We start from the raw sequence: 21,304 nt of genomic DNA, 5'->3' as shown, positions 1-21,304 counted from the left end.
TTGTGTTGACCGGAACTTACGCATTTTATACAGAACAATTTCTTTCCTACCTGGCGTTGGAAAAGCGGTATTCTCCCCATACTGTAACCGCTTACGAAGAAGATCTTCGCCAGTTTTTCAGTTTCCTGGAGCAAACTTACGGCAGTATTGCACTGCCTGATATTCACCATAGTTATGTTCGTTCGTGGCTGGCAGGTACCCTTAAGGGGCGCGACGGCAAAGCAGCGTCGGCACGTACCGTGACCCGGAAAATATCTTCCCTTAAATCATTTTTCAAGTACGCGCTAAAGCAGCAGTGGGTATCGCAGAGTGTGATGCTGAAAATTACTGCACCCAAATTAAACAAAAGGCTGCCGCTTTTTGTAGAAGAGAAAGGTATGCAGGCGATAGAGCAGGAGCAGGCTGCGGCGCTACCGCTGTTTACAGACGATTTTGAGGGTGATACGCGCAGGCTGATTATCGATATACTGTACCAAACCGGTATTCGCTTATCCGAGCTTATTTCGCTAAAAGACCGCCAGGTAGATGCGCACCAGCGCACCATTAAAGTGCTGGGCAAGGGTAATAAAGAGCGGATCATACCTGTAAGCGCGCCTTTACTGGAGCGTGTGCGGGCGTACCGGGAGCGAAAGGCCCGTGAACTGGAGCAGTACGACCGGGAAGTTTTGTTAGTGAATTCAAAAGGGAAGAAGTTGTACCCGAAGTACGTGTACAATGCGGTAAAAGAAGTATTAAGCCAGGTAACCACGATAGAAAAGCGTAGCCCCCATATTCTGCGGCATACATTTGCCACCCATCTTACCAACGCCGGCGCCGATCTGAATGCGATCAAAGAGTTGTTAGGCCACTCCAGCCTTGCAGCCACCCAGGTTTACACCCATAATACCATCGACAGGCTTAAAGAGATACATAGCAAGGCACATCCCAAGGCATGATTTACCTGTTTTAGCAGTTGAGAGTAAAACCCTTATGAACAGTGTATCAGGAAAGATATGCCCGCTTGTGAAAAAGATGATCCTCGTCATTTTAACAAAATATTTCTTTGAAAAAATGCAAATGATATCAAAGTTTACTAAATTAGTAATACAGTTCTTTCCATAAACAAATAGCCTATGATATGAGCACTACTTATTCGTAATTAGATTTTTAAATATTTTAAAAAACAGTGCTATGAATCTTCAAATTCAAACAGTGCGTTTCGATGCTGACGCAAAACTGGTCGATCATGTGAATCAAAAAATTCAGAAACTAGCCACCTTTTACGACCGGATAGTCAGTGTAGAGGTCTACTTAAAATTGGATAATATAGCCCACCAGATCAAGGATAAGATTGCGGAAATTAAAGTACACGTTCCCCGTCACGATTTCTTTGTAAAGCATGAGTCTAAGTCATTTGAAGAATCGTTCGATCTCGCCTTTGCTTCTCTTGTGAACCAGATCAAAAGACAAAAAGAGAAGAATTTTCATTAATTCCTGAAAAATATTTTGAAGTTAAAAATCACTTTACTACCTTTGCCATCCCATCCGAAAAAAGGATGTGGGCAAAGGTAGTAAAGTTCTTTACTGTAGGGCGTTTTAGCCGATTGATCGGTTAAAACAAGAGCAAAAAAAAAGATAAAAAATAATTTGTTTCTTAATCAGATTAACTTTTACTTTGCGCTCTCTTTCAGAAACAAGGTATTACACTTTGCAACTTTTAAGAATGCCACCATAGCTCAGTTGGCCAGAGCTACTGATTTGTAATCAGTGGGTCGGGGGTTCGAATCCCTCTGGTGGCTCATTAAATTTCCGGGATACGGGCACTGTTTGGTAACAGAGTTAAATAGGACGGGAGATTAACAGAAACAAGATTAAAGATTTTTAGGGCAGGTTCCAGAGCGGCCAAATGGGGCGGACTGTAAATCCGCTGTCTACGACTTCATAGGTTCGAATCCTATCCTGCCCACATCCACGATTTTTGTTCCGCTTTTGTTTACCAGGGGCGGAACTTAGTTGTGCAAGGAATTGTTCTTTGGAAATGTTCAATAGTTTGCTTCGGCAGGTAAAGAACAAAAATGCGGGAGTAGCTCAGTTGGTAGAGCGACAGCCTTCCAAGCTGTAGGTCGCGGGTTCGAACCTCGTCTCCCGCTCTGTAGGAAATTTGGAAAGCAGGTTGGAATTGTGTTATGTGTTTTGTGTTTAAGCTTCCTTTCATGCTGTTGTAGCTCAGGGGTAGAGCACTTCCTTGGTAAGGAAGAGGTCGTGAGTTCAATTCTCATCAACAGCTCAGTTGTCTTTCGACTTGGGATTAACGGATTAAAATATTCTCATTTTAATAAGACTATTTAACTAAGCGTTTGTAGCTCAATGGAAGAGCAGAAAGGAGAACTCCTTTACGGGCGTGAGTTCAATTCTCACCAACCGCTCAAGTTTGTAAAACAGTTTTATAACAACTATCAATACAATCTTTACAAACCATCTTAAAAAGAAAATACAATGGCAAAAGAAACCTTTAAGCGGGATAAACCCCACGTAAACATTGGTACCATCGGCCACGTGGACCACGGTAAAACTACCTTGACTGCTGCCATTACCACAATTTTGGCAAACAAGGGTCTGGCTCAGAAAAGAGGATATGATGAGATCGATGCCGCTCCTGAAGAAAAAGAAAGAGGTATTACCATCAATACAGCACACGTAGAGTATGAGACTACAGCGCGTCACTACGCTCACGTTGACTGTCCTGGTCACGCTGACTATGTGAAAAACATGATCACCGGTGCAGCCCAGATGGACGGTGCTATCCTCGTGGTAGCAGCTACAGATGGTCCTATGCCACAGACTCGTGAGCACATCCTGCTTGCACGTCAGGTAGGTGTACCACGTATCGTTGTTTTCATGAACAAAGTTGACCTGGTAGACGATGCTGAACTGCTGGAACTGGTTGAAATTGAAATCCGTGACCTGCTGACTAAAAACGGCTTTGACGGTGACAACACTCCAATCATCAAAGGTTCTGCAACAGGCGCTCTCGCTGGCGATGCTCAGTGGGTTACTGCTATCGACGAACTGATGGATGCTGTAGATACTTACATTCCGCTGCCTCCTCGTCCGGTTGATCTTCCGTTCCTGATGTCTGTAGAAGATGTATTCTCTATCACTGGTCGTGGTACAGTTGCTACAGGTCGTATCGAGCGCGGTCGCATCAAAGTTGGTGAGAACGTTGAGATCATCGGTCTGATCCCGGAAGCACTGAAATCAACTTGTACTGGTGTTGAGATGTTCAAAAAACTCCTCGACCAAGGTGAAGCTGGTGACAACGCTGGTATCCTCCTCCGTGGTATTGAGAAAACTCAGATCCGTCGTGGTCAGGTTATCTGTGCCCCAGGTTCTATCACTCCGCACACCGACTTCAAATGTGAAGTATACGTACTGAGCAAAGACGAAGGTGGCCGTCACACTCCATTCTTCAACAAATACCGTCCTCAGTTCTACTTCCGTACAACTGACGTAACTGGTGAAGTTGAACTGGGTGCAGGTGTTGAAATGGTTATGCCTGGTGATAACGTGTCACTGACTGTTAAACTGATTCAGCCTATCGCAATGGAGAAAGGTCTGAAATTCGCTATCCGCGAAGGTGGTCGTACAGTAGGTGCCGGTCAGGTTACTGAAATCATCAAATAGTCTCGCTTTTCTGCCTTCACAAGGAAGGAACTAACAGAAAGTTTGATAAAAATATAGTTACAAAGTACTTTAGTATTCGTACTTTGAGTACTTTGTAACTTCCTACGGGCATAGTTCAATGGTAGAATAGAGGTCTCCAAAACCTTTGATCAGGGTTCGAATCCTTGTGCCCGTGCAGCTATCGGAATTGTAGGTAACTACCGTAAAACCTTAATTACAGGCAATGAACAAAATCAGAAATTACTTCCGCGAATCGTACCATGAGCTTGTACATAAAGTATCCTGGCCTACCTGGCAGGAGCTTCAGTCATCTACGATGATCGTTCTCATTGCTACAATTCTCATTACATTATTAGTGTGGGGCATGGATAGTGCAGCACACGTTGTACTGTCTCAGTACTATAAATTATTCTAAAGATGGAAGCAGCAATAAATCCAACACCTTCTCCGGAAACTAAATGGTACGTGCTGCGTGTAGTTAGTGGCAAAGAAAAAAAGGTAAAAGAATACCTCGATATCGAAGTACGCCGTTCCGACTGGGGAAACGTTATCACTCAGATCTTTCTTCCCGTAGAAAAAGTATATAAAGTGCAGGCCGGTAAAAAGGTAATGCGCGAAAAAAACTTCTACCCCGGTTATGTAATGATCGAAGCCATTGACGGTAAAATGACCGATGAGGTTATTCAATCCATCCGCAACGTATCAGGCGTTATTCACTTCCTGGGTAAAGAGAAGCCTATCGCTCTCCGTAAATCAGAAGTAAATAAAATGCTGGGTAAAGTAGATGAACTGTCCGATCAGGGACTTACCATGAGCGAACCTTTCATCGTAGGCGAAACGATCAAGATCATCGACGGTCCGTTCAACGACTTCAACGGTGTAATCGAAGAAGTGATCGAAGACAAAAAGAAACTGAAAGTAACTGTGAAGATCTTCGGCCGTGCTACACCAGTAGAGCTGAACTTCATGCAGGTAGAAAAAATCGCTTAATCTCAGAGATGATCATATTCAGAAGAGCGTTCCGGTTGGAGCGCTCTTTTTTTTAGAGTCGATACTAAAAAGGCGTTCCATTGCGGAACGCCTTTTTAGTATCGACTGTTGTTATTACTTTACGCGGGAGAGTTTCAGCTCCATCGTTTTAGTTTCCTGCCCATTATCGACCATGAACATTTCCATCAGGTGGTTGTCTTTGTCCACCATTTTCAAGGAGGTTTTAGTCATTACTTCTTTACCGGAGGCGGCATCCATGCTTTTGCCCATCAACACAATGGATTGAGTGGCCGGGTCCAGTTTACCTTCGGAGTTCATGATGCCGGTACCCATGTTGTCGATCCAGCTGCTGTGGAAGGTTTTTTTCAGGTTATCGTAACCGGTAACGCTGATGCCTTCGAAAGGCATTCCCATAAAGTCGCCCTTGTAAGTGGTTTCCTGGTAGCGGCCGCCCAGTATCATGCGGTTGCTGCAGGTGCCGTTGCTTTTCATGGGGTCGGCACCGGGGGCCATCCACATGGTCATGTCGTATTTCCAGTTGCCATCACCGGAAGAGAGCATTTTATGCATTTCGCCAGGTGTCATGTATTCTTCCCAGGCTTTTTGTGCGGCATCCTGGGCTGTGGCTGAAAAAGAGAAGGTAAGGCACAATAGTGCCAGTAGATAAAGATTACGTTTCATAACATTTGGAGTTTGATTAAAGGTACGAAAAAACAGTATGTAGACGCTAAAACAACTTCATTTACAATAAGTTAGGTGTTGCAACAGGCATTTAGTCCTCTGATTGTGCCGCCGTTGCGTCGCACACTTCAGCGCCTGGGGGGCGGTGGGCGGGGGGAGGGGAAAGAAAATGGCGCTTGGAAAAGCCGGTTTGATCCGTTATATTGCAATGCTATTGTAAAAAAGAACTCCGCTATTAGCAAAAAGAATGCCTACATTGAAATTCTTTTTGTGATTTTGTTATTAATACCTACCTTTGCATCCCCCGTAGAAGGTCTTTTTAAGACTTTTTCAGACTTGGGAGTGGCGTTTACGCGTCACGTTTTCACCAAATTAAAACGCAAATAATGGCAAAAGAGATCGCAACGTACGTGAAATTGCAGGTTAAAGGCGGCCAAGCCAACCCTGCTCCTCCGATTGGTCCTGCTTTAGGTTCCAAAGGTGTGAACATCATGGAGTTCTGCAAGCAGTTCAATGCCCGTACCCAGGATAAAATGGGTAAAGTATTGCCTGTGTTGCTTACAGTTTACACTGACAAATCCTTCGACTTCGTAATCAAAACTCCTCCTGCAGCCGTTCAGCTGTTGGAAGCTGCCAAACTTCAGTCTGGTTCTAAAGAACCTAACCGTAACAAGGTAGGCAAAGTTTCCTGGACAAGCATCGAAGCTATCGCAAAAGACAAAATGCCCGACCTGAACTGCTTCACACTGGAAAGCGCTATGAAAATGGTTGCCGGTACTGCGCGTAGCATGGGTATTACTGTTGACGGTAAAGCTCCCTGGGAAAACTAATTTGTCACTCTCGCTTTTATAGCGGGATAAACCTTTAAAAAACTGAAAAATGGCAACTAAGAAAAGAAAGATTGCTGACGCAAAGGTGGACAAAAACAAGCAATACAGCCTGAAAGAGGCATCCACTCTTGTTAAAGATATCAATACAACTAAATTCGACAGCTCTGTCGATTTACATATCCGCTTAGGCGTTGATCCTAAGAAAGCAGATCAGGCTATCCGTGGTTCCGTAACGCTTCCCCACGGTACTGGTAAAACTAAACGTGTTTTGGTGCTTTGCACTCCAGACAAGGAGAACGATGCCAAAGGCGCAGGTGCTGATTTCGTAGGTCTGGACGAGTTTATCCAGAAGATCGAAGCTGGCTGGACAGATGTAGACGTTATCGTTGCTACACCTTCAGTGATGCCTAAGATCGGTAAACTTGGTAAAATCCTCGGTCCCCGTAACCTGATGCCGAACCCTAAAACAGGCACTGTAACTAATGATGTTGCAGCTGCTGTTAACGAGGTTAAAGGCGGTAAAATCACTTTTAAAGTAGATAAAGCCGGTATCATCCACGCTTCAATCGGTCGTGTGTCTTTCTCTGCAGAGAAAATTGCTGAGAACTCACAGGAGCTGATCAACGCGCTGATCAAACTGAAACCTTCTACTGCTAAAGGTACTTACCTGAAAGGTTTGTCCATGGCTGCAACAATGAGCCCTGGTATTGCAATTGACACTAAATCTGTTCAAAACTAATTGATAGCGTCAATAGGCGGAACGGGGTCTGAGAGGAAACAGTGAGGCCGACAATATCAATACCAACAACAAAAGCTATGAACAAAGAGCAAAAACAAGAAGCGATTGAACTGCTGAAAAGCAAGTTCTCTCAATATAGCAACTTCTACATCACCAACACCGAATCACTGTCTGTAGCTCAGGTTAACACCCTGCGTAAGACTTGCTTCGACAAGAATGTAGAATTGAAGGTGGCTAAAAACACCCTCATCCGCAAAGCATTGGAATCTCTGGACAGCGAGAAATATGCAGGTGTATTTGATTCCCTGCATGGTGTAACTGCCCTGATGTTTTCTGACAGCCCGAAAGAGCCAGCTTTGATCATCTCTACTTTCCGTAAGGAAAATGCTAAACTGGAAAAACCTGTACTGAAAGCTGCGTTCATCGGTGAAGACCTGTACGTTGGCGATAAAGAACTGGCTAACCTGGTGAAGATCAAAACCAAGAACGAACTCATTGGCGAAGTTCTGGGTCTGTTGCAATCTCCGGCAAAACGCGTTATCGCAGCCCTGCTCGAGAAAGGCAAGAAAGAAGAAGGTGGCGCAGCAGCGGAAGCGGAAGTGGAAGCACCTGCACCAGCACCAGCAGCCGAGTAATCTGGTACCGGCGCCAGGTTACCGCCTGAAAATGGCGGGCTAGTGCCGGAAACCGAGTCCTGTTACGGGGTAAGGTTATAAAAATGGCTTCCAAGTCAAAATATACATTTCGATTTTAACAACAATTACAAAACATTACAAAAAATACATAAAATGGCAGACGTAAAAGCATTAGCCGAACAATTAGTAGGCCTGACTGTTAAGGAAGTTCAAGAACTCGCAGACGTTTTGAAAAGCGAATACGGTATCGAACCAGCTGCTGCTGCAGTTGTAGTTTCTAACGATGGTGGCGGAGCTGCTGCGGTAGAAGAAAAAACTTCCTTCAACGTTATCCTGAAATCTGCTGGCGCTAGCAAGCTGAACGTTGTGAAAATAGTTAAAGATCTGACTGGCCTCGGTCTGAAAGAAGCTAAAGAACTGGTTGACGGTGCACCGAAAGCAGTTAAAGAAGGCGTGAACAAGGCAGAAGCAGAAGATCTGAAAGCTAAGCTCACAGAAGCTGGTGCTGATGTAGAAATTCAGTAATTCTTTGCTTAACGAGATACATCTTATAAAGGTCAAAAGTGCTTCTGGCACTTTTGGCCTTATTCCCTTTGGGAATGTGTCTTTTTCGAGGGTCAAAAACAGGGGAATTTACACATAGTGAATTGACGTTCGGGGGTTTGAAACACATCTTATGGATGTATTTTGGCAAAGAATCCTTAATTTCCCCTAATCTTACAAGTCATATTAACTGCTAACTACGAATATGTCTCTAAAAAAAGCCCAAACTAGCGAAAGAGTAAATTTTGGAAAGATCAAACAAGTTGCTGAGACACCGGATCTGTTGGCTATCCAAATACAATCTTTCAAGGATTTCTTCCAATTAGAAACCACACCAGACAAGCGTAACAACGAAGGCCTTTTTAAAGTATTCAAGGAAAACTTCCCGATCACAGATACGAGAAATATCTTCAACCTGGAGTTCCTTGACTATTTCGTAGATCCTCCGCGTTATACTATCGAAGAGTGTATCGAGCGTGGTCTTACATATTCTGTGCCTTTGAAAGCCAAACTCCGTTTGAGCTGTAATGACGAAGAGCACGTAGACTTCCAGACCATTGTACAGGACGTATTCCTTGGTAATATTCCGTACATGACCCCCAGGGGTACCTTCGTGATTAACGGTGCTGAACGTGTAGTTGTATCTCAACTTCACCGTTCTCCTGGTGTATTCTTTGGTCAATCCGTGCATCCTAACGGCACCAAGATCTACTCTGCAAGGGTGATCCCTTTCAAAGGCGCCTGGATGGAGTTTGCGACAGACATCAACAACGTGATGTATGCGTACATCGACCGTAAGAAGAAATTCCCGGTAACAACGTTGCTGAGGGCTATTGGCTACGAAACCGATAAAGACATTCTCCAGCTCTTCGGCATGGCGGATGAGGTTAAAGCTGACAAGAAAAGCCTCGATAAATATGCCGGCAAAAAGCTGGCTGCCCGTGTGTTAAGAAGCTGGGTGGAAGATTTCGTGGATGAAGACACCGGTGAGGTGGTAAGCATCGAAAGGAATGAGATCATGCTTGAGCGTGACTCCATCCTGGATGAAGCTAACATCGAAACCATCGTGGATATGGACGTGAAATCTGTTTTCGTGCAGAAAGAAGAAGTGAGCGGCGATTTCTCCATCATCTACAACACATTAAATAAGGATACATCTAACTCCGAGCTGGAAGCCGTTCAGCACATCTACCGCCAACTGCGCGGTGCCGATGCGCCGGATGATGAAACAGCAAGGGGCATCATTGATAAATTATTCTTCTCCGACAAACGTTACGATCTGGGTGATGTAGGACGTTATAAGATCAACAGGAAACTGGGTCTGCCTACACCGCTGGATATGAAAGTTTTGACGAAAGATGACATCATTTCGATCATCAAATACCTGGTGCAACTCACCAACGGTAAGGCCGAGATCGACGATATCGATCACCTGTCTAACCGTCGTGTACGTACTGTGGGCGAGCAGTTATATGCTCAGTTTGGTGTAGGTCTGGCCCGTATGGCGCGTACCATCCGTGAAAGGATGAACGTAAGGGACAATGAGGTGTTTACGCCGGTAGATCTGATCAATGCGAGGACACTCTCTTCCGTGATCAACTCTTTCTTCGGTACCTCTCAGCTGTCTCAGTTCCTCGACCAAACCAACCCGCTGTCTGAAATCACGCACAAACGTCGTATCTCCGCACTCGGACCCGGCGGTTTGAGCCGTGAGCGTGCAGGCTTCGAGGTGCGTGACGTACACTACAGCCACTACGGCCGTCTTTGTACTATCGAAACACCGGAAGGACCAAACATCGGTCTGATCTCCACCCTTTGCGTACACGCAATGGTAAATGAAATGGGCTTTATCGAAACTCCTTACCGCAAGGTAAAAGACGGTAAAGTAGACATGCATAAAGTGGAGTACCTGAGCGCAGAAGAAGAAGACAGTGTAAAAATCGCACAGGCGAATGCTCCGCTCGATGAGAAAGGTGCATTTACTGGTGATAAAGTGAAATCCCGCGAAACCGGTGATTTCCCGATTCTTGATCCGGGAGAAGTAGAATTCATGGACGTGGCTCCGAACCAGATCGTTGGTTTGAGCGCTTCATTGATTCCGTTCCTTGAACATGATGATGCCAACCGTGCGTTGATGGGATCGAACATGCAACGTCAGGCAGTTCCGCTGATCGCACCACAGGTGCCGATCGTAGGTACAGGTCTGGAAGCGAAAGCTGCCCGCGACAGCCGTCTGCAGATTACTTCAGAAGGTAAAGGTGTGGTAGAGTTCGTGGATGCTAACGAAATCCATGTACGTTACGAGCGCGATGAAATGCAGAAGCTGGTGAGCTTCGAAGACGATCTGATCGTTTACCGACTCACCAAGTTCGTGAAAACGAACCAGAGCACCTGTATCAACCTCCGTCCTGCAGTGAAGAAAGGACAGCGTCTTGAAGAAGGCGACTTCCTGACCGAAGGTTATGCTACCCGTGGTGGTGAGCTGGCCCTGGGCCGTAACCTGAAAGTGGCGTTCATGCCATGGAAAGGGTACAACTTCGAGGATGCGATCGTGATCTCTGAGCGTGTTGCTAAAGAAGATTGGTTTACCTCTATTCATATCGACGAGTATGAACTGGAAGTACGCGATACTAAACTGGGTGAAGAAGAACTGACCCCGGATATCCCGAACGTGAGCGAAGAGGCTACCAAAGACCTCGACCAGAACGGTATCATCCGTGTTGGTGCGCACATTAAAGAAGGTGATATCCTGATCGGTAAAATCACTCCGCGTGGTGAGTCTGATCCTTCTCCGGAAGAAAAACTGCTGAGAGCGATCTTCGGCGATAAAGCTTCCGATGCGAAAGACGCTTCCCTGAAGGCCCCCCCATCAACTGAAGGTGTGGTGATCGACAAGAAACTGTTCTCTCGTGCCAAGAAAGATAAAAACTCTAAAACACGCGAAAAAGCTTCCCTGGAGAAACTTGAAAAGGTTCACCAGAAGAACGAAGAAGACCTGATGGAAGTGCTGATGAGCAAACTGTTGACGCTGTTGAAAGACAGATCTTCACAGGGTATCACCAACACTTACGGTGAAGTAATCATCTCCAAAGGTTCTAAGTTCTCTCAGAAGAACCTGGCCAATGTAGACTTCCAGAACGTTAATCCGCTTGGCTGGACCACTGACGATCAGACCAACGAGCAGATCAACATCCTGTTGCACAACTACAATATCAAGTATAACGAAGAGCTGGGCCGTTACAAACGTGAGAAATTCAACATTTCGATCGGTGATGAATTACCTGCAGGTGTACTGAAACTGGCGAAGGTTTACCTGGCCAGCAAACGTAAACTGAAAGTGGGTGATAAGATGGCGGGCCGCCACGGTAACAAGGGTATTGTTGCGAAAATTGTGCGTGACGAGGACATGCCGTTCCTGGAAGATGGTACTCCGGTAGATATCGTACTGAACCCACTGGGCGTACCTTCACGTATGAACCTTGGTCAGATTTACGAAACTGTACTCGGTTGGGCCGGCCAGAAACTGGGTGTGAAATTCGCTACCCCGATCTTCGACGGTGCTACTACAGAGGAAATTGCAGACTACATCACAGAAGCAGGCCTGCCTAGCTTCGGCCATACATACCTGAGCGACGGTGAAAGCGGCGAGCGCTTCCACCAGAAGGCTACCGTGGGTATCATCTACATGCTTAAACTGAGCCACATGGTGGATGATAAAATGCACGCCCGTTCAATCGGACCCTACTCTCTCATTACACAACAGCCGCTGGGTGGTAAAGCCCAATTCGGTGGTCAGCGTTTTGGTGAGATGGAAGTGTGGGCACTGGAAGCATACGGTGCAGCTAACATCCTTCAGGAACTGCTCACTATCAAGTCTGATGACATTGTTGGACGTGCGAAAGCATACGAAGCTATCGTTAAAGGCGATAACATTCCGAAAGCCGGCGTACCTGAATCCTTCAACGTATTGATCCACGAGCTTCGTGGCCTCGGTCTTGACCTGAAATTCGAATAGTTGAAATCATAACAGCTGGCGGAAGTATTTCCGCCGGCTGTATATATCTCTTCATCAACTATCTCGCAACCTGAATTTTCTTAAATAACATACAATGGCCATTAAGAAAGAGAATCGTCCTAAATCAAATTTTAGCAGCATCACGATCAGCCTGGCGTCTCCGGATATTATCCTGGAACGTTCTTATGGAGAGGTGCTGAAACCCGAAACCATCAACTACCGTACTTACAAGCCGGAACGTGATGGTTTGTTCTGTGAAAGGATATTCGGCCCTGTAAAGGATTACGAATGTTATTGCGGAAAGTACAAACGTATCCGTTATAAAGGCATCGTGTGCGACCGCTGCGGTGTTGAAGTAACAGAGAAGAAAGTACGCCGCGAGAGGATGGGCCACATCCGCCTGGTAGTGCCTGTTGTACATATCTGGTATTTCAAATCACTTCCTAATAAAATCGGCTACCTCCTGGGTATGTCATCCAAAAAGCTGGAAACAATCGTGTATTATGAAAGATACGTGGTTGTACAGAGTGGTATTAAACAGGAGAAAGGCCTGAACTATAGCGACCTGCTGACTGAAGAAGAGTACCTGGACATCCTGGATACCCTTCCGAAAGACAACCAGTTGCTGCCGGATGAAGATCCGAATAAGTTCATCGCCAAAATGGGTGCTGAAGCTGTAGAAATGATGCTGGCAAGGATCGACCTGGACAGCCTTTCTTATGCGCTTCGTAACCAGGCCGCTACCGAAACTTCGCAGCAACGTAAAGCAGAAGCCCTGAAACGCCTTAGCGTGGTGGAAGCTTTCCGTGAAGCCAACGGCCGTGTAGAAAACCGTCCTGAGTGGATGGTAATGCAATATATTCCGGTAGTACCACCAGAACTGCGCCCATTGGTGCCTTTGGATGGTGGCCGTTTCGCGTCTTCCGACCTGAACGACCTTTACCGCCGTGTAATTATCCGTAACAACCGTCTGAAACGCCTGATCGAGATCAAGGCTCCTGAGGTGATCCTGCGTAACGAAAAACGTATGCTGCAGGAAGCCGTGGATTCCCTGTTCGATAACTCCAGGAAGTCGAACGCGGTGAAAGCGGAAGGTGGTCGTGCCCTGAAATCCCTCTCAGACGTACTGAAAGGTAAACAAGGCCGTTTCCGTCAGAACTTGCTCGGTAAACGTGTGGACTACTCCGGTCGTTCTGTAATCGTGGTAGGTCCTGAACTGAAACTGCACGAGTGCGGTCTTCCTAAAGATATGGCTGCGGAGCTGTTCAAACCGTTCATTATCCGTAAGCTGATCGAAAGAGGTATCGTTAAAACCGTTAAATCAGCTAAGAAACTTGTAGATAGAAAAGAAGCCGTGGTTTGGGACATTCTTGAGAATGTACTGAAAGGTCACCCGGTAATGCTTAACCGTGCTCCAACGCTTCACCGTCTTTCCATCCAGGCATTCCAGCCTAAACTGGTAGAAGGTAAAGCGATCCAGCTGCACCCGCTCGTGTGTTCTGCGTTCAACGCCGACTTCGATGGTGACCAGATGGCGGTACACGTTCCTTTGAGCAACGCCGCGATCCTGGAAGCCCAGCTGCTGATGCTTTCTTCTCACAACATCCTCAACCCTCAGAACGGTACGCCGATCACCCTGCCTTCACAGGACATGGTTCTCGGTCTGTACTACATCTCTAAAGGCAAGAAGAGTACTCCTACCGAAATCGTTAAAGGTGAAGGTAAGGCGTTCTATTCTGCAGAAGAGGTGATCATCGCTCACAATGAAGGCCGTGTAGATTTGCACGCGCATATCAGGGTGAAGGCTGAGGTGAAAAACGATAAAGGTGAACTGGAGTTCAAACTGATCGAAACAACTGTAGGTCGCGTACTGTTCAACCAGCACGTACCAAGAGATGCCGGTTATGTAAATGCCCTGTTGACCAAAAAATCTCTTCGTGAGATCATCGGCGACATCATTAAAGCAACTGACATTCCTAAAACTGCGAAGTTCCTGGACGATATCAAACAACTTGGTTTCCGTACAGCATTCCGTGGTGGTTTGTCGTTCAACATCAATGACCTCATCATCCCTGAAGTGAAACAACAGATGATCGATGGTGCGGCTTCTGAAGTGGACGAGGTTTGGGATAACTATAACATGGGTCTGATCACGAATAACGAACGTTATAACCAGATCATCGATATCTGGTCGCGTGTGGATACCAAAGTAACGGAAACACTGATCCGTGAGCTGGCAAATGACAAACAGGGCTTCAACTCTGTGTACATGATGCTTGACTCTGGGGCACGTGGTTCTAAACAGCAGATCAAACAGCTGGCAGGTTTAAGGGGTCTGATGGCGAAACCGCGTAAGAGTGGATCTACCGGTTCCGAGATCATTGAAAACCCGATCCTGTCGAACTTTAAAGATGGTCTGAACGTATTGGAATACTTCATCTCTACGCACGGTGCGCGTAAAGGTCTTGCGGATACGGCGTTGAAAACGGCGGATGCGGGTTACCTTACCCGTCGTCTGGTAGACGTTGCCCAGGACGTTGTGATCACCGAGGAAGATTGCGGCACCCTGCGTGGTATCGCTACTTCAGCGCTGAAAGATAACGAAGAGGTGGTTGAACCGCTGTATGACCGTATCCTCGGCCGTACTTCACTGCACGATATTTTTGATCCGATCAGTGAAGAACTGATCATCGGTGCAGGCGAGCAAATCACTGAAGAAATAGGTAAACGTATTGAAGAAAGCACCATCGAAGCAGTTGAGATCCGTTCCGTACTTACCTGCGAAAGCCGCAGAGGGGTATGTGTAAGGTGTTATGGTAAAAACCTGGCAACAGGGTATACCGCTCAACGTGGCGATGCTGTAGGTATCATCGCGGCACAGTCCATCGGTGAGCCAGGTACACAGCTGACACTGCGTACGTTCCACGTAGGTGGTGTTGCGGGTTCTACTTCGGTTGAATCTACGCTGACTGCCAAGTTCGATGGAACTGTCCAGTTCGATGGTCTTCGTACTACAACTTACGAAAACAATGATGGCGATAAAGTACAGGTGGTTATCGGTCGTACCGGTGAACTCCGTATTATGGACGTGAAAAACGACCGTTTGCTGATCACTAACAACATTCCTTACGGTTCTACACTGGTAGTGAAAGACGGCCAGAAAGTAACTAAAGGAGATGTGATCTGCTCATGGGATCCGTATAACGCTGTTATCGTTTCTGAAATCGCCGGTAAGATCCGTTTCGAAAGCATCATCGAAGGTATTACCTTCCGTGAAGAGGCTGACGAACAAACAGGTCACCGCGAGAAAGTGGTTATTGAAACCAAAGACAAAAATAAGATCCCTTCACTCTATGTTGATGGCAACAAAGAAGTGAAATCATACAACCTTCCGGTTGGCTCACACATCGTAATTGAAGAAGCGGAAGCAGTAAGAGCAGGCCAGGTAATCGTTAAGATACCGCGTGTGCTTGGTAAACTCCGTGACATCACCGGTGGTCTGCCACGTGTAACTGAGTTGTTCGAAGCACGTAACCCAAGCAATCCAGCGATCGTAACTGAGATCGACGGTGTGGTTACCTTCGGTAACATCAAACGTGGTAACCGTGAGATCATCATCGAAAGCCGCGAGCAGCATGTGAAAAAGTACCTGGTTCCGTTGACACGCCACATCCTGGTACAGGATGGTGACTTCGTGAAAGCAGGCCACCCATTGTCCGATGGTTCTACCACTCCTGCGGATATCCTCTCTATTAAAGGTCCGTTCGCCGTACAGGAATACCTGGTGAATGAGATCCAGGAGGTTTATCGTTTGCAGGGTGTAAAAATCAACGACAAACACATTGAGGTTATCGTACGTCAGATGATGCGTAAAGTAACCATCGAAGATCCGGGAGATACCCGCTTCCTCGAAGGTGACACTACCGACAAATTTGAGTTCTTTGAAGAAAATGACGGCATTTTCGATAAGAAAGTAATCACAGAAGCTGGCGAGTCCGCCAACCTGAAAGCAGGTCAGATCGTATCGCTGCGCCAGGTTCGTGAAGAAAACTCCCTGCTGCGTCGCGCCGACAAAAAACTGGTTGAATACCGCGATGCAAGTGCGGCTACTTCCAGCCCGCTGCTCCTTGGTATCACCAAAGCATCACTCGGTACACACAGCTGGATCTCCGCAGCTTCCTTCCAGGAAACAACCAAAGTACTGTCTTCTGCAGCCATTAACGGTAAAACAGATGACATGCTCGGCCTGAAAGAGAACGTTATTACCGGTCACCTGATTCCTGCAGGTACAGGTTTACGCGAATTCGAGAACATGATCGTAGGTTCGAAAGAAGAATACGATATCCTGTCATCTTCGAAAGAAGTATTCCAGTTCGACGAGGAAGAATAGTTATCAGTTTTACACTCACACGAGTAATGATAGAAAAGAAAAAGGGAAGCGAAAGCTTCCCTTTTTTGTTTTGTAACAGCAGTTAAATATCTGCCTGCACCGCATAAATCTTTATCCCAGTTTCTCTTTCAGCAATTTTAACCCTTCATCCCAATTGCCATGCCCACTGGCCGCGTTAATATGACCCGCTTCACCAAGGTTCTCGAATTCGCTACCCCACTGCCCAGCCAGGTATTCCGACCGTTCGAGCGACATCCATGGATCGTTTGAGCTGGCTACCACTATGCTTTTAAAAGGCAATTTTTCTAAGGGGATGGGCCCGAAGTTCCTTACAGGTAGCGAAAAGCCAGGCGCCTCTACGTCCGCCGGCGCCACCAGGAACGCACCCTTAATAAGCCTGGGAAACTGATGCGCCCATTGCGCGATAGCAATGCAGCCAAGGCTATGGCCCACCAGCACTATCTCGCTGATGTCGTACATGCTAACTGTTTGCTCGATGGTTTGTACCCAGGTATGGCAATCCGGTGATTCCCACTCCAGCTGGTTAATGCGCCGGAAGTTGGCGCCCGATTGTTCAAAATAGGTTTGCCAGTGGCGCGGGCCAGAGTCACCATGGCCGGGAATGATAAAATAACTTGTCATACCGATAGTTTGGGTACATTAAATATATCGGCAAACGCGGACAATACAAACTGCGATTTGAACCAGCTGTACTTTTATAACAGTGATTTCATGTAAAACATTTCCATCTATCTGCCCAATTACCTATTTTTCAAAAAAAACACGTCATGATCTCCAGGAAGAAATGTTTGTTGCTGGCAACGGTTTTGCTGCCATTCGCGATGCAAACACAGGCCCAGCTGATACTCGATAATTACGTTATACCTGCTGGCAAACCCGGCGCTGCTATCGGTAAAGTAACCGGTGCTAATAAGGCAACGATCAGTGCAGATACGTCCGGTCTTTTTACTATTGAAAAAAATACACTTCGCCTTAAAAAGGGAAAGTCGTTACCAGCGGGCGCTTTTAAGTTCGAGGTGGCTGTTAGCGCAGGTACAGAAAAGGTGGTGTATACATTGGTAAAAGACGAATTTCATCAGAATAAAGTGGTGGCACACCGTGGTGCCTGGAAAAATCAGCCCGGCAGTCAGAATTCTCTTTCTTCTTTAAAAGATGCGATCAAACTGGGATGCGCCGGTAGCGAGTTCGACATATGGATGTCGGCCGACGGGCAAATGGTGCTTTCGCACGATCCGGAAATTGGGGGTAAAAAAGTGGAAGAAACTAATGCTGCCGAGCTTACCGCTATTGCATTGGACAATGGCGATAAGGTTCCAACCCTGGAGCAATACCTGGACGAAGGAATGAAACAGAACGGTACCAAACTGGTACTCGAAATAAAGCCATCCAAAGTGAGTAAGGAGCGTGGGCAGGAACTGGCTACCAAAGCGGTGGAGATGGTAAGGGCGAAACAGGCGCAGGGCTGGATCATCTACATCAGCTTCGATTATGATATTTGTAAAAGGGTGGTAGAACTGGACCCTTACGCAAAAGTGCAGTACCTGAACGGTGAAAAAAGCCCGGCTCAACTGAAAGCCGATAAAATATGGGGTTTTGATTATAACTATGGTGTGGTGAACAAAGACATGAGCATCCTGAAAGATGCCCGTAGTAAAGGGGTTACCACCAACGTATGGACCGTGAACAAGGCAGAACAGATGACACAACTGCTGGACGCCGGCGTAGATTTCCTGACTACAGACGAACCCGAACTGGCGCTGGAAAAGGTGAAAGGGAAATAGGCGTTCCTGTCTAATGGTCAACAGCCTGAGCCTATTGATCAAAAGAAATTTAGGACGGCGGGAGGGGAAGGTACATTTGGTGAAAAAAGCGCCATGTATACTTCTACCTCCCGCCGTTACGATTTAGACTGGTTACGTGTTATCGCGATTATCGGGGTACTTTTTTATCATGTATCGATGATATTTGCCATGGAGGAAAACTGGCATATCAAGAACAAAGATCAAAGTTACCTGTTCCTGGAGTTCAATTTCTGGCTGTCGCGGTTTCGCATGCCGTTGCTTTTCTTCATTTCCGGCGTAGGTGTTTGGTACGCCCTTAAACGCCGTAGTGGCGGCCAGTTTATGAAAGAACGCGCCCTGCGTTTGCTGCTTCCCCTGGTGGCGGGTATGCTACTGATAGTACCGCCCCAGGTATACATAGAGCGGCTTTCACAGGGTCAGCCTTATCCATCCTACTTCGATTTTTATCCGAGCATTTTCGAATTCCGGCCTTACCCCGAAGGCAATACCAGTTGGCATCACCTGTGGTTCATTTTGTACCTGTTTATTTATGCAGCGGCCGGCCTTCCCCTGTTCCTGTGGCTAAAGCGTGCCGGCAGTATAACGCAGCGTTTGCGATGGTTCGCAAAGGGCGCCAATATATTATGGTTAATAGTGCCAACCATATTGTTGTACACCTGGCTAAGGCCCGGCAACCCTCAGACCAACGATCTTTTACACGACTACGCGTTTCTGCCGTACTGGTTCACCTTTTTTATCGTGGGATATATTGTAGCTGTTACCCCCGGCCTTTGGGACAGTATTGAGCGTAACAGGCGGCTGTTCCTGGCAGCGGCATTCATCAGCCTGATCGTCCTTAATTACTTACGATGGAATGGCCGCGAGCCCTGGGACGTACTTGGCGACGACTGGCAGGATCATCCGGTGAGCAGGTTATATTACGCGTTATATCCCATCGTCGGCTGGAGCTGGGTGTTAACTGCCCTTGGTTACGGCAAGCGTTACCTGAACCGGCCGCACCCCGCGCTGGAGTATGCGAATCGCGGTATTTATCCCTTTTATATCCTTCACCAGACCGTTATTGTTATTATAGGTTACTATGTAATTGCCACCAATGACGGCATTCTTGAAAAATACCTTTTTATCAGCTTTGTTTCGTTGGTATTATCGGTGCTGGTATACCATGTGTTTATAAGGCCTTTTGCAGTGATGCGCTTTATTTTTGGGGTGAAGGAGGATAAAAAGGAGCAGCAGAAAAATCGTAAATTGAATGAAACCGCGGAACATGAAACGATTGCGGCGATATAGCCTGGTACTTTTGATAACCGCAATGATTTATGCCGTTGTGCAGTTTGCCAGCGGCATACTTCCCTTTGGAATATGGACACGTCCCTGGAAAATTACAGCTATCGAAATTGCAACAGCACTGGTGGCTGCATTTATAACAGATAACTTGTTATACCGGTATGAGCGTTCAATGCGAAAACGCGCTGTGTTACCGGTTACGCGGTGGGAGATAGCGAAAGATTTTTTTAAAGTGTACCTTTTGCTGTTCGTGACCGTGAACGCGCTGCTTACGCCGATGGCCGCATTCACCGACGATGGTTTGCAAATAAAGGATATTGTGATGATCAATACCATCCCGATGCTGTTTAACCTGCTCTATTTTGCGGTGATCCGGGGTAACCACTACCTGCAATCCTACGTACAGCAACAGGTGCAGCTGGAAAAACTGCGGAACGACCAGTTGCAGACAGAACTTAAATTCCTGAAGGCCCAGTATCATCCCCATTTCCTGTTTAATGCGCTTAATACTATTTACTTCCAGATGGATGAGGATGTGGCAGGGGCCAAACGTACCGTAGAACAGTTTTCGGACCTGCTTCGTTACCAGTTGTACGACCCCCAGCAGGAGGTGCCGGTGCAGCGGGAACTGGATTATCTGCAACGATACCTGGCATTGCAACAGTTACGTAGCGAACGGTTAAAACTGGAAGTATATATCGATGAAGCCTTACAGCAGCAGCAGGTGTTCCCGCTTTTATTGCTCCCCCTGGTAGAAAACGCGTTTAAATATGTGGGAGGCGCACATGAACTGAGTATCAGCGCCAGCTGGACAGCGCCGTTGATGATCTTTTGTGTGCGTAACAGCATAGGCAGCGCGCCCTCATTAAGCTTACAAAGCGGGAAGGGGATAGGCCTCGAGAACCTGCGCCGCCGCCTGGAACTATTATACCCGGAAAAACATTTGCTGGAAATAGAAGAAGAGGAAACCTTTTTTACCGTAACACTCACCTTATCGCTTAGCATATGAAAATGACCTGTATTATTACCGACGATGAGCCCTTTGCCCGTAAAGGCCTTGCAGGTTACGTAGAGAAAGCCGAATTTCTTGAATTGACGGCCGTTTGTGAAGATGCACTGCAACTCAACGCCATATTGCAACGTCAGCCGGCTGACCTGCTTTTCCTGGATATAGAAATGCCTCAACTAAGCGGTATCGCTTTCCTTAAAACGCTGGCCCAACCGCCGATGGTTATTTTTACCACCGCTTACGAACAGTATGCACTGGATGGCTTCGACCTAGATGTAACAGATTACCTGCTGAAACCCATTTCGTTCGAACGATTCCTGAAGGCCGCCAACAAGGCCCATCGCCTGTGGCAGCAGCAACAGCAGCCTGCCCCGGCAGATCACATCTTTGTAAAAACCGACGGCCGGCTGGAAAAAATACTGTTTACAGACCTTTTATACATTGAGGCCTTGCAGAATTATGTGATGATTTACACCACCACCCGAAAATATATCGTGCATCTTACCATTAAATCTTTGTTGGAACAACTGCCGGCCGACCTGTTTATACAACCGCATAAATCGTGGCTGGTGGCGGTCGACAAGATTAAATCCATAGAAGGGAACCAGCTTTTTATAGGCACTCAGGCGGTGCCGCTGAGCAAATATCTGAAAGAAGCGGTACTTGAAAAGATTGTTAATAACCGCCTGTTAAAACGTTAAG

18 protein-coding genes and 6 tRNA genes are annotated in these 21,304 nt (G+C 46.6%); 22 read left to right on the top strand and 2 right to left on the bottom strand.

The window, feature by feature from the left end; translation table 11 throughout:
- The first annotated feature begins 5 nt into the window (after window positions 1-5).
- The 11 genes from QZT80_RS05275 (at window position 6) to nusG (ending at window position 4,653) form a co-directional block, all read left to right on the top strand.
- A complete protein-coding gene (locus QZT80_RS05275) occupies window positions 6-935 on the top strand; it encodes a tyrosine-type recombinase/integrase (RefSeq protein WP_295118680.1) in 930 nt (309 codons plus the stop codon).
- Between the two features lie 235 nt (window positions 936-1,170).
- Window positions 1,171-1,470: an HPF/RaiA family ribosome-associated protein gene (locus QZT80_RS05270; protein WP_295118677.1), complete on the top strand. Its 300-nt coding sequence runs from the start codon at window positions 1,171-1,173 to the stop codon at window positions 1,468-1,470.
- 234 nt (window positions 1,471-1,704) lie between these two features.
- A tRNA-Thr gene (locus QZT80_RS05265) sits at window positions 1,705-1,778 on the top strand.
- 85 nt (window positions 1,779-1,863) lie between these two features.
- Window positions 1,864-1,945 (top strand) — tRNA-Tyr (locus QZT80_RS05260).
- A gap of 111 nt (window positions 1,946-2,056) precedes the next feature.
- Window positions 2,057-2,129, top strand: a tRNA-Gly gene (locus tag QZT80_RS05255).
- 65 nt (window positions 2,130-2,194) lie between these two features.
- Window positions 2,195-2,266, top strand: a tRNA-Thr gene (locus tag QZT80_RS05250).
- Between the two features lie 66 nt (window positions 2,267-2,332).
- Window positions 2,333-2,405, top strand: a tRNA-Ser gene (locus QZT80_RS05245).
- Window positions 2,406-2,475: 70 nt separating this feature from the next.
- A complete protein-coding gene (tuf, locus tag QZT80_RS05240) occupies window positions 2,476-3,663 on the top strand; it encodes an elongation factor Tu (RefSeq protein WP_295118675.1) in 1,188 nt (395 codons plus the stop codon).
- 104 nt (window positions 3,664-3,767) lie between these two features.
- Window positions 3,768-3,838, top strand: a tRNA-Trp gene (locus tag QZT80_RS05235).
- Window positions 3,839-3,886: 48 nt separating this feature from the next.
- Window positions 3,887-4,078, top strand: coding sequence for a preprotein translocase subunit SecE (secE, locus tag QZT80_RS05230; RefSeq protein ID WP_295118672.1), 192 nt, complete (start codon window positions 3,887-3,889; stop codon window positions 4,076-4,078).
- A gap of 2 nt (window positions 4,079-4,080) precedes the next feature.
- Window positions 4,081-4,653 carry a transcription termination/antitermination protein NusG gene (gene nusG / locus QZT80_RS05225; RefSeq protein ID WP_295118669.1) on the top strand — a complete coding sequence of 191 codons (573 nt, stop codon included), beginning with the start codon at window positions 4,081-4,083 and terminating at the stop codon, window positions 4,651-4,653.
- A 114-nt stretch (window positions 4,654-4,767) separates the two neighbouring features.
- On the opposite strand, the gene QZT80_RS05220 is transcribed toward nusG, so the two are convergent.
- Window positions 4,768-5,334, bottom strand: a complete 567-nt coding sequence (locus QZT80_RS05220; RefSeq protein WP_295118668.1) for a DUF1579 domain-containing protein — start codon at window positions 5,332-5,334, stop codon at window positions 4,768-4,770.
- A 78-nt stretch (window positions 5,335-5,412) separates the two neighbouring features.
- On the opposite strand from QZT80_RS05220, the gene QZT80_RS05215 reads away from it, so the two are divergent.
- The 7 genes from QZT80_RS05215 (at window position 5,413) to rpoC (ending at window position 16,486) form a co-directional block, all read left to right on the top strand.
- Complete coding sequence (locus tag QZT80_RS05215; protein ID WP_295118666.1) at window positions 5,413-5,721, top strand: hypothetical protein; 309 nt, start codon at window positions 5,413-5,415, stop codon at window positions 5,719-5,721.
- The gene (gene rplK, locus QZT80_RS05210) at window positions 5,721-6,164 is read left to right on the top strand and encodes a 50S ribosomal protein L11 (RefSeq protein ID WP_295118664.1); all 444 of its coding nucleotides are present in this window, start codon (window positions 5,721-5,723) and stop codon (window positions 6,162-6,164) included. The genes QZT80_RS05215 and rplK overlap by 1 nt, the downstream gene beginning before the upstream one ends.
- A 49-nt stretch (window positions 6,165-6,213) precedes the next feature.
- Window positions 6,214-6,903, top strand: a complete 690-nt coding sequence (gene rplA, locus QZT80_RS05205) for a 50S ribosomal protein L1 (RefSeq protein WP_295118661.1) — start codon at window positions 6,214-6,216, stop codon at window positions 6,901-6,903.
- Window positions 6,904-6,980: 77 nt separating this feature from the next.
- A complete protein-coding gene (gene rplJ / locus QZT80_RS05200; protein ID WP_295118659.1) occupies window positions 6,981-7,538 on the top strand; it encodes a 50S ribosomal protein L10 in 558 nt (185 codons plus the stop codon).
- A 153-nt stretch (window positions 7,539-7,691) separates the two neighbouring features.
- Window positions 7,692-8,063 (top strand): 50S ribosomal protein L7/L12, encoded by a 372-nt coding sequence (gene rplL / locus QZT80_RS05195; protein ID WP_295118656.1) that lies wholly within the window; start codon window positions 7,692-7,694, stop codon window positions 8,061-8,063.
- 223 nt (window positions 8,064-8,286) lie between these two features.
- Entirely contained in the window at window positions 8,287-12,096 is a 3,810-nt protein-coding gene (rpoB, locus tag QZT80_RS05190; protein WP_295118654.1) for a DNA-directed RNA polymerase subunit beta, read from the top strand.
- A 94-nt stretch (window positions 12,097-12,190) separates the two neighbouring features.
- Window positions 12,191-16,486 carry a DNA-directed RNA polymerase subunit beta' gene (gene rpoC / locus QZT80_RS05185; RefSeq protein WP_295118651.1) on the top strand — a complete coding sequence of 1,432 codons (4,296 nt, stop codon included), beginning with the start codon at window positions 12,191-12,193 and terminating at the stop codon, window positions 16,484-16,486.
- Between the two features lie 111 nt (window positions 16,487-16,597).
- On the opposite strand, the gene QZT80_RS05180 is transcribed toward rpoC, so the two are convergent.
- Window positions 16,598-17,128 carry an alpha/beta hydrolase gene (locus tag QZT80_RS05180; RefSeq protein WP_295118648.1) on the bottom strand — a complete coding sequence of 177 codons (531 nt, stop codon included), beginning with the start codon at window positions 17,126-17,128 and terminating at the stop codon, window positions 16,598-16,600.
- Between the two features lie 146 nt (window positions 17,129-17,274).
- Between QZT80_RS05180 and QZT80_RS05175 the strand changes: the two genes are divergently transcribed.
- The 4 genes from QZT80_RS05175 (at window position 17,275) to QZT80_RS05160 (ending at window position 21,303) form a co-directional block, all read left to right on the top strand.
- Window positions 17,275-18,288 carry a glycerophosphodiester phosphodiesterase family protein gene (locus tag QZT80_RS05175; protein ID WP_295118645.1) on the top strand — a complete coding sequence of 338 codons (1,014 nt, stop codon included), beginning with the start codon at window positions 17,275-17,277 and terminating at the stop codon, window positions 18,286-18,288.
- A gap of 93 nt (window positions 18,289-18,381) precedes the next feature.
- A complete protein-coding gene (locus QZT80_RS05170) occupies window positions 18,382-19,596 on the top strand; it encodes an acyltransferase family protein (protein WP_295118642.1) in 1,215 nt (404 codons plus the stop codon).
- On the top strand, window positions 19,574-20,602 hold the full coding sequence (locus QZT80_RS05165) for a sensor histidine kinase (protein WP_295118640.1): 1,029 nt from the start codon (window positions 19,574-19,576) through the stop codon (window positions 20,600-20,602). Before QZT80_RS05170 ends, QZT80_RS05165 begins: the two co-directional genes overlap by 23 nt.
- Window positions 20,599-21,303: a LytTR family DNA-binding domain-containing protein gene (locus QZT80_RS05160; protein WP_295118636.1), complete on the top strand. Its 705-nt coding sequence runs from the start codon at window positions 20,599-20,601 to the stop codon at window positions 21,301-21,303. The genes QZT80_RS05165 and QZT80_RS05160 overlap by 4 nt, the downstream gene beginning before the upstream one ends.
- The last annotated feature ends 1 nt before the right edge of the window (window position 21,304 follow it).

Source organism: uncultured Chitinophaga sp., assembly GCF_902168175.1.
Classification (GTDB): Bacteria; Bacteroidota; Bacteroidia; order Chitinophagales; family Chitinophagaceae; genus Chitinophaga.
This window is presented reverse-complemented; position numbering and strand designations above follow the sequence as displayed.

Coding starts and splice junctions, on each gene's coding strand:
- rpoC (WP_295118651.1), top strand. CDS start 12,191: ATGGCCATTAAGAAAGAGAATCGTCCTAAATCAAATTTTAGCAGCATC.
- secE (WP_295118672.1), top strand. CDS start 3,887: ATGAACAAAATCAGAAATTACTTCCGCGAATCGTACCATGAGCTTGTA.
- rplK (WP_295118664.1), top strand. CDS start 5,721: ATGGCAAAAGAGATCGCAACGTACGTGAAATTGCAGGTTAAAGGCGGC.
- nusG (WP_295118669.1), top strand. CDS start 4,081: ATGGAAGCAGCAATAAATCCAACACCTTCTCCGGAAACTAAATGGTAC.
- rplL (WP_295118656.1), top strand. CDS start 7,692: ATGGCAGACGTAAAAGCATTAGCCGAACAATTAGTAGGCCTGACTGTT.
- rplA (WP_295118661.1), top strand. CDS start 6,214: ATGGCAACTAAGAAAAGAAAGATTGCTGACGCAAAGGTGGACAAAAAC.
- QZT80_RS05220 (WP_295118668.1), bottom strand. CDS start 5,334: ATGAAACGTAATCTTTATCTACTGGCACTATTGTGCCTTACCTTCTCT.
- QZT80_RS05180 (WP_295118648.1), bottom strand. CDS start 17,128: ATGACAAGTTATTTTATCATTCCCGGCCATGGTGACTCTGGCCCGCGC.
- rpoB (WP_295118654.1), top strand. CDS start 8,287: ATGTCTCTAAAAAAAGCCCAAACTAGCGAAAGAGTAAATTTTGGAAAG.
- rplJ (WP_295118659.1), top strand. CDS start 6,981: ATGAACAAAGAGCAAAAACAAGAAGCGATTGAACTGCTGAAAAGCAAG.
- QZT80_RS05160 (WP_295118636.1), top strand. CDS start 20,599: ATGAAAATGACCTGTATTATTACCGACGATGAGCCCTTTGCCCGTAAA.
- QZT80_RS05165 (WP_295118640.1), top strand. CDS start 19,574: ATGAAACGATTGCGGCGATATAGCCTGGTACTTTTGATAACCGCAATG.
- tuf (WP_295118675.1), top strand. CDS start 2,476: ATGGCAAAAGAAACCTTTAAGCGGGATAAACCCCACGTAAACATTGGT.
- QZT80_RS05170 (WP_295118642.1), top strand. CDS start 18,382: ATGTATACTTCTACCTCCCGCCGTTACGATTTAGACTGGTTACGTGTT.
- QZT80_RS05175 (WP_295118645.1), top strand. CDS start 17,275: ATGATCTCCAGGAAGAAATGTTTGTTGCTGGCAACGGTTTTGCTGCCA.
- QZT80_RS05270 (WP_295118677.1), top strand. CDS start 1,171: ATGAATCTTCAAATTCAAACAGTGCGTTTCGATGCTGACGCAAAACTG.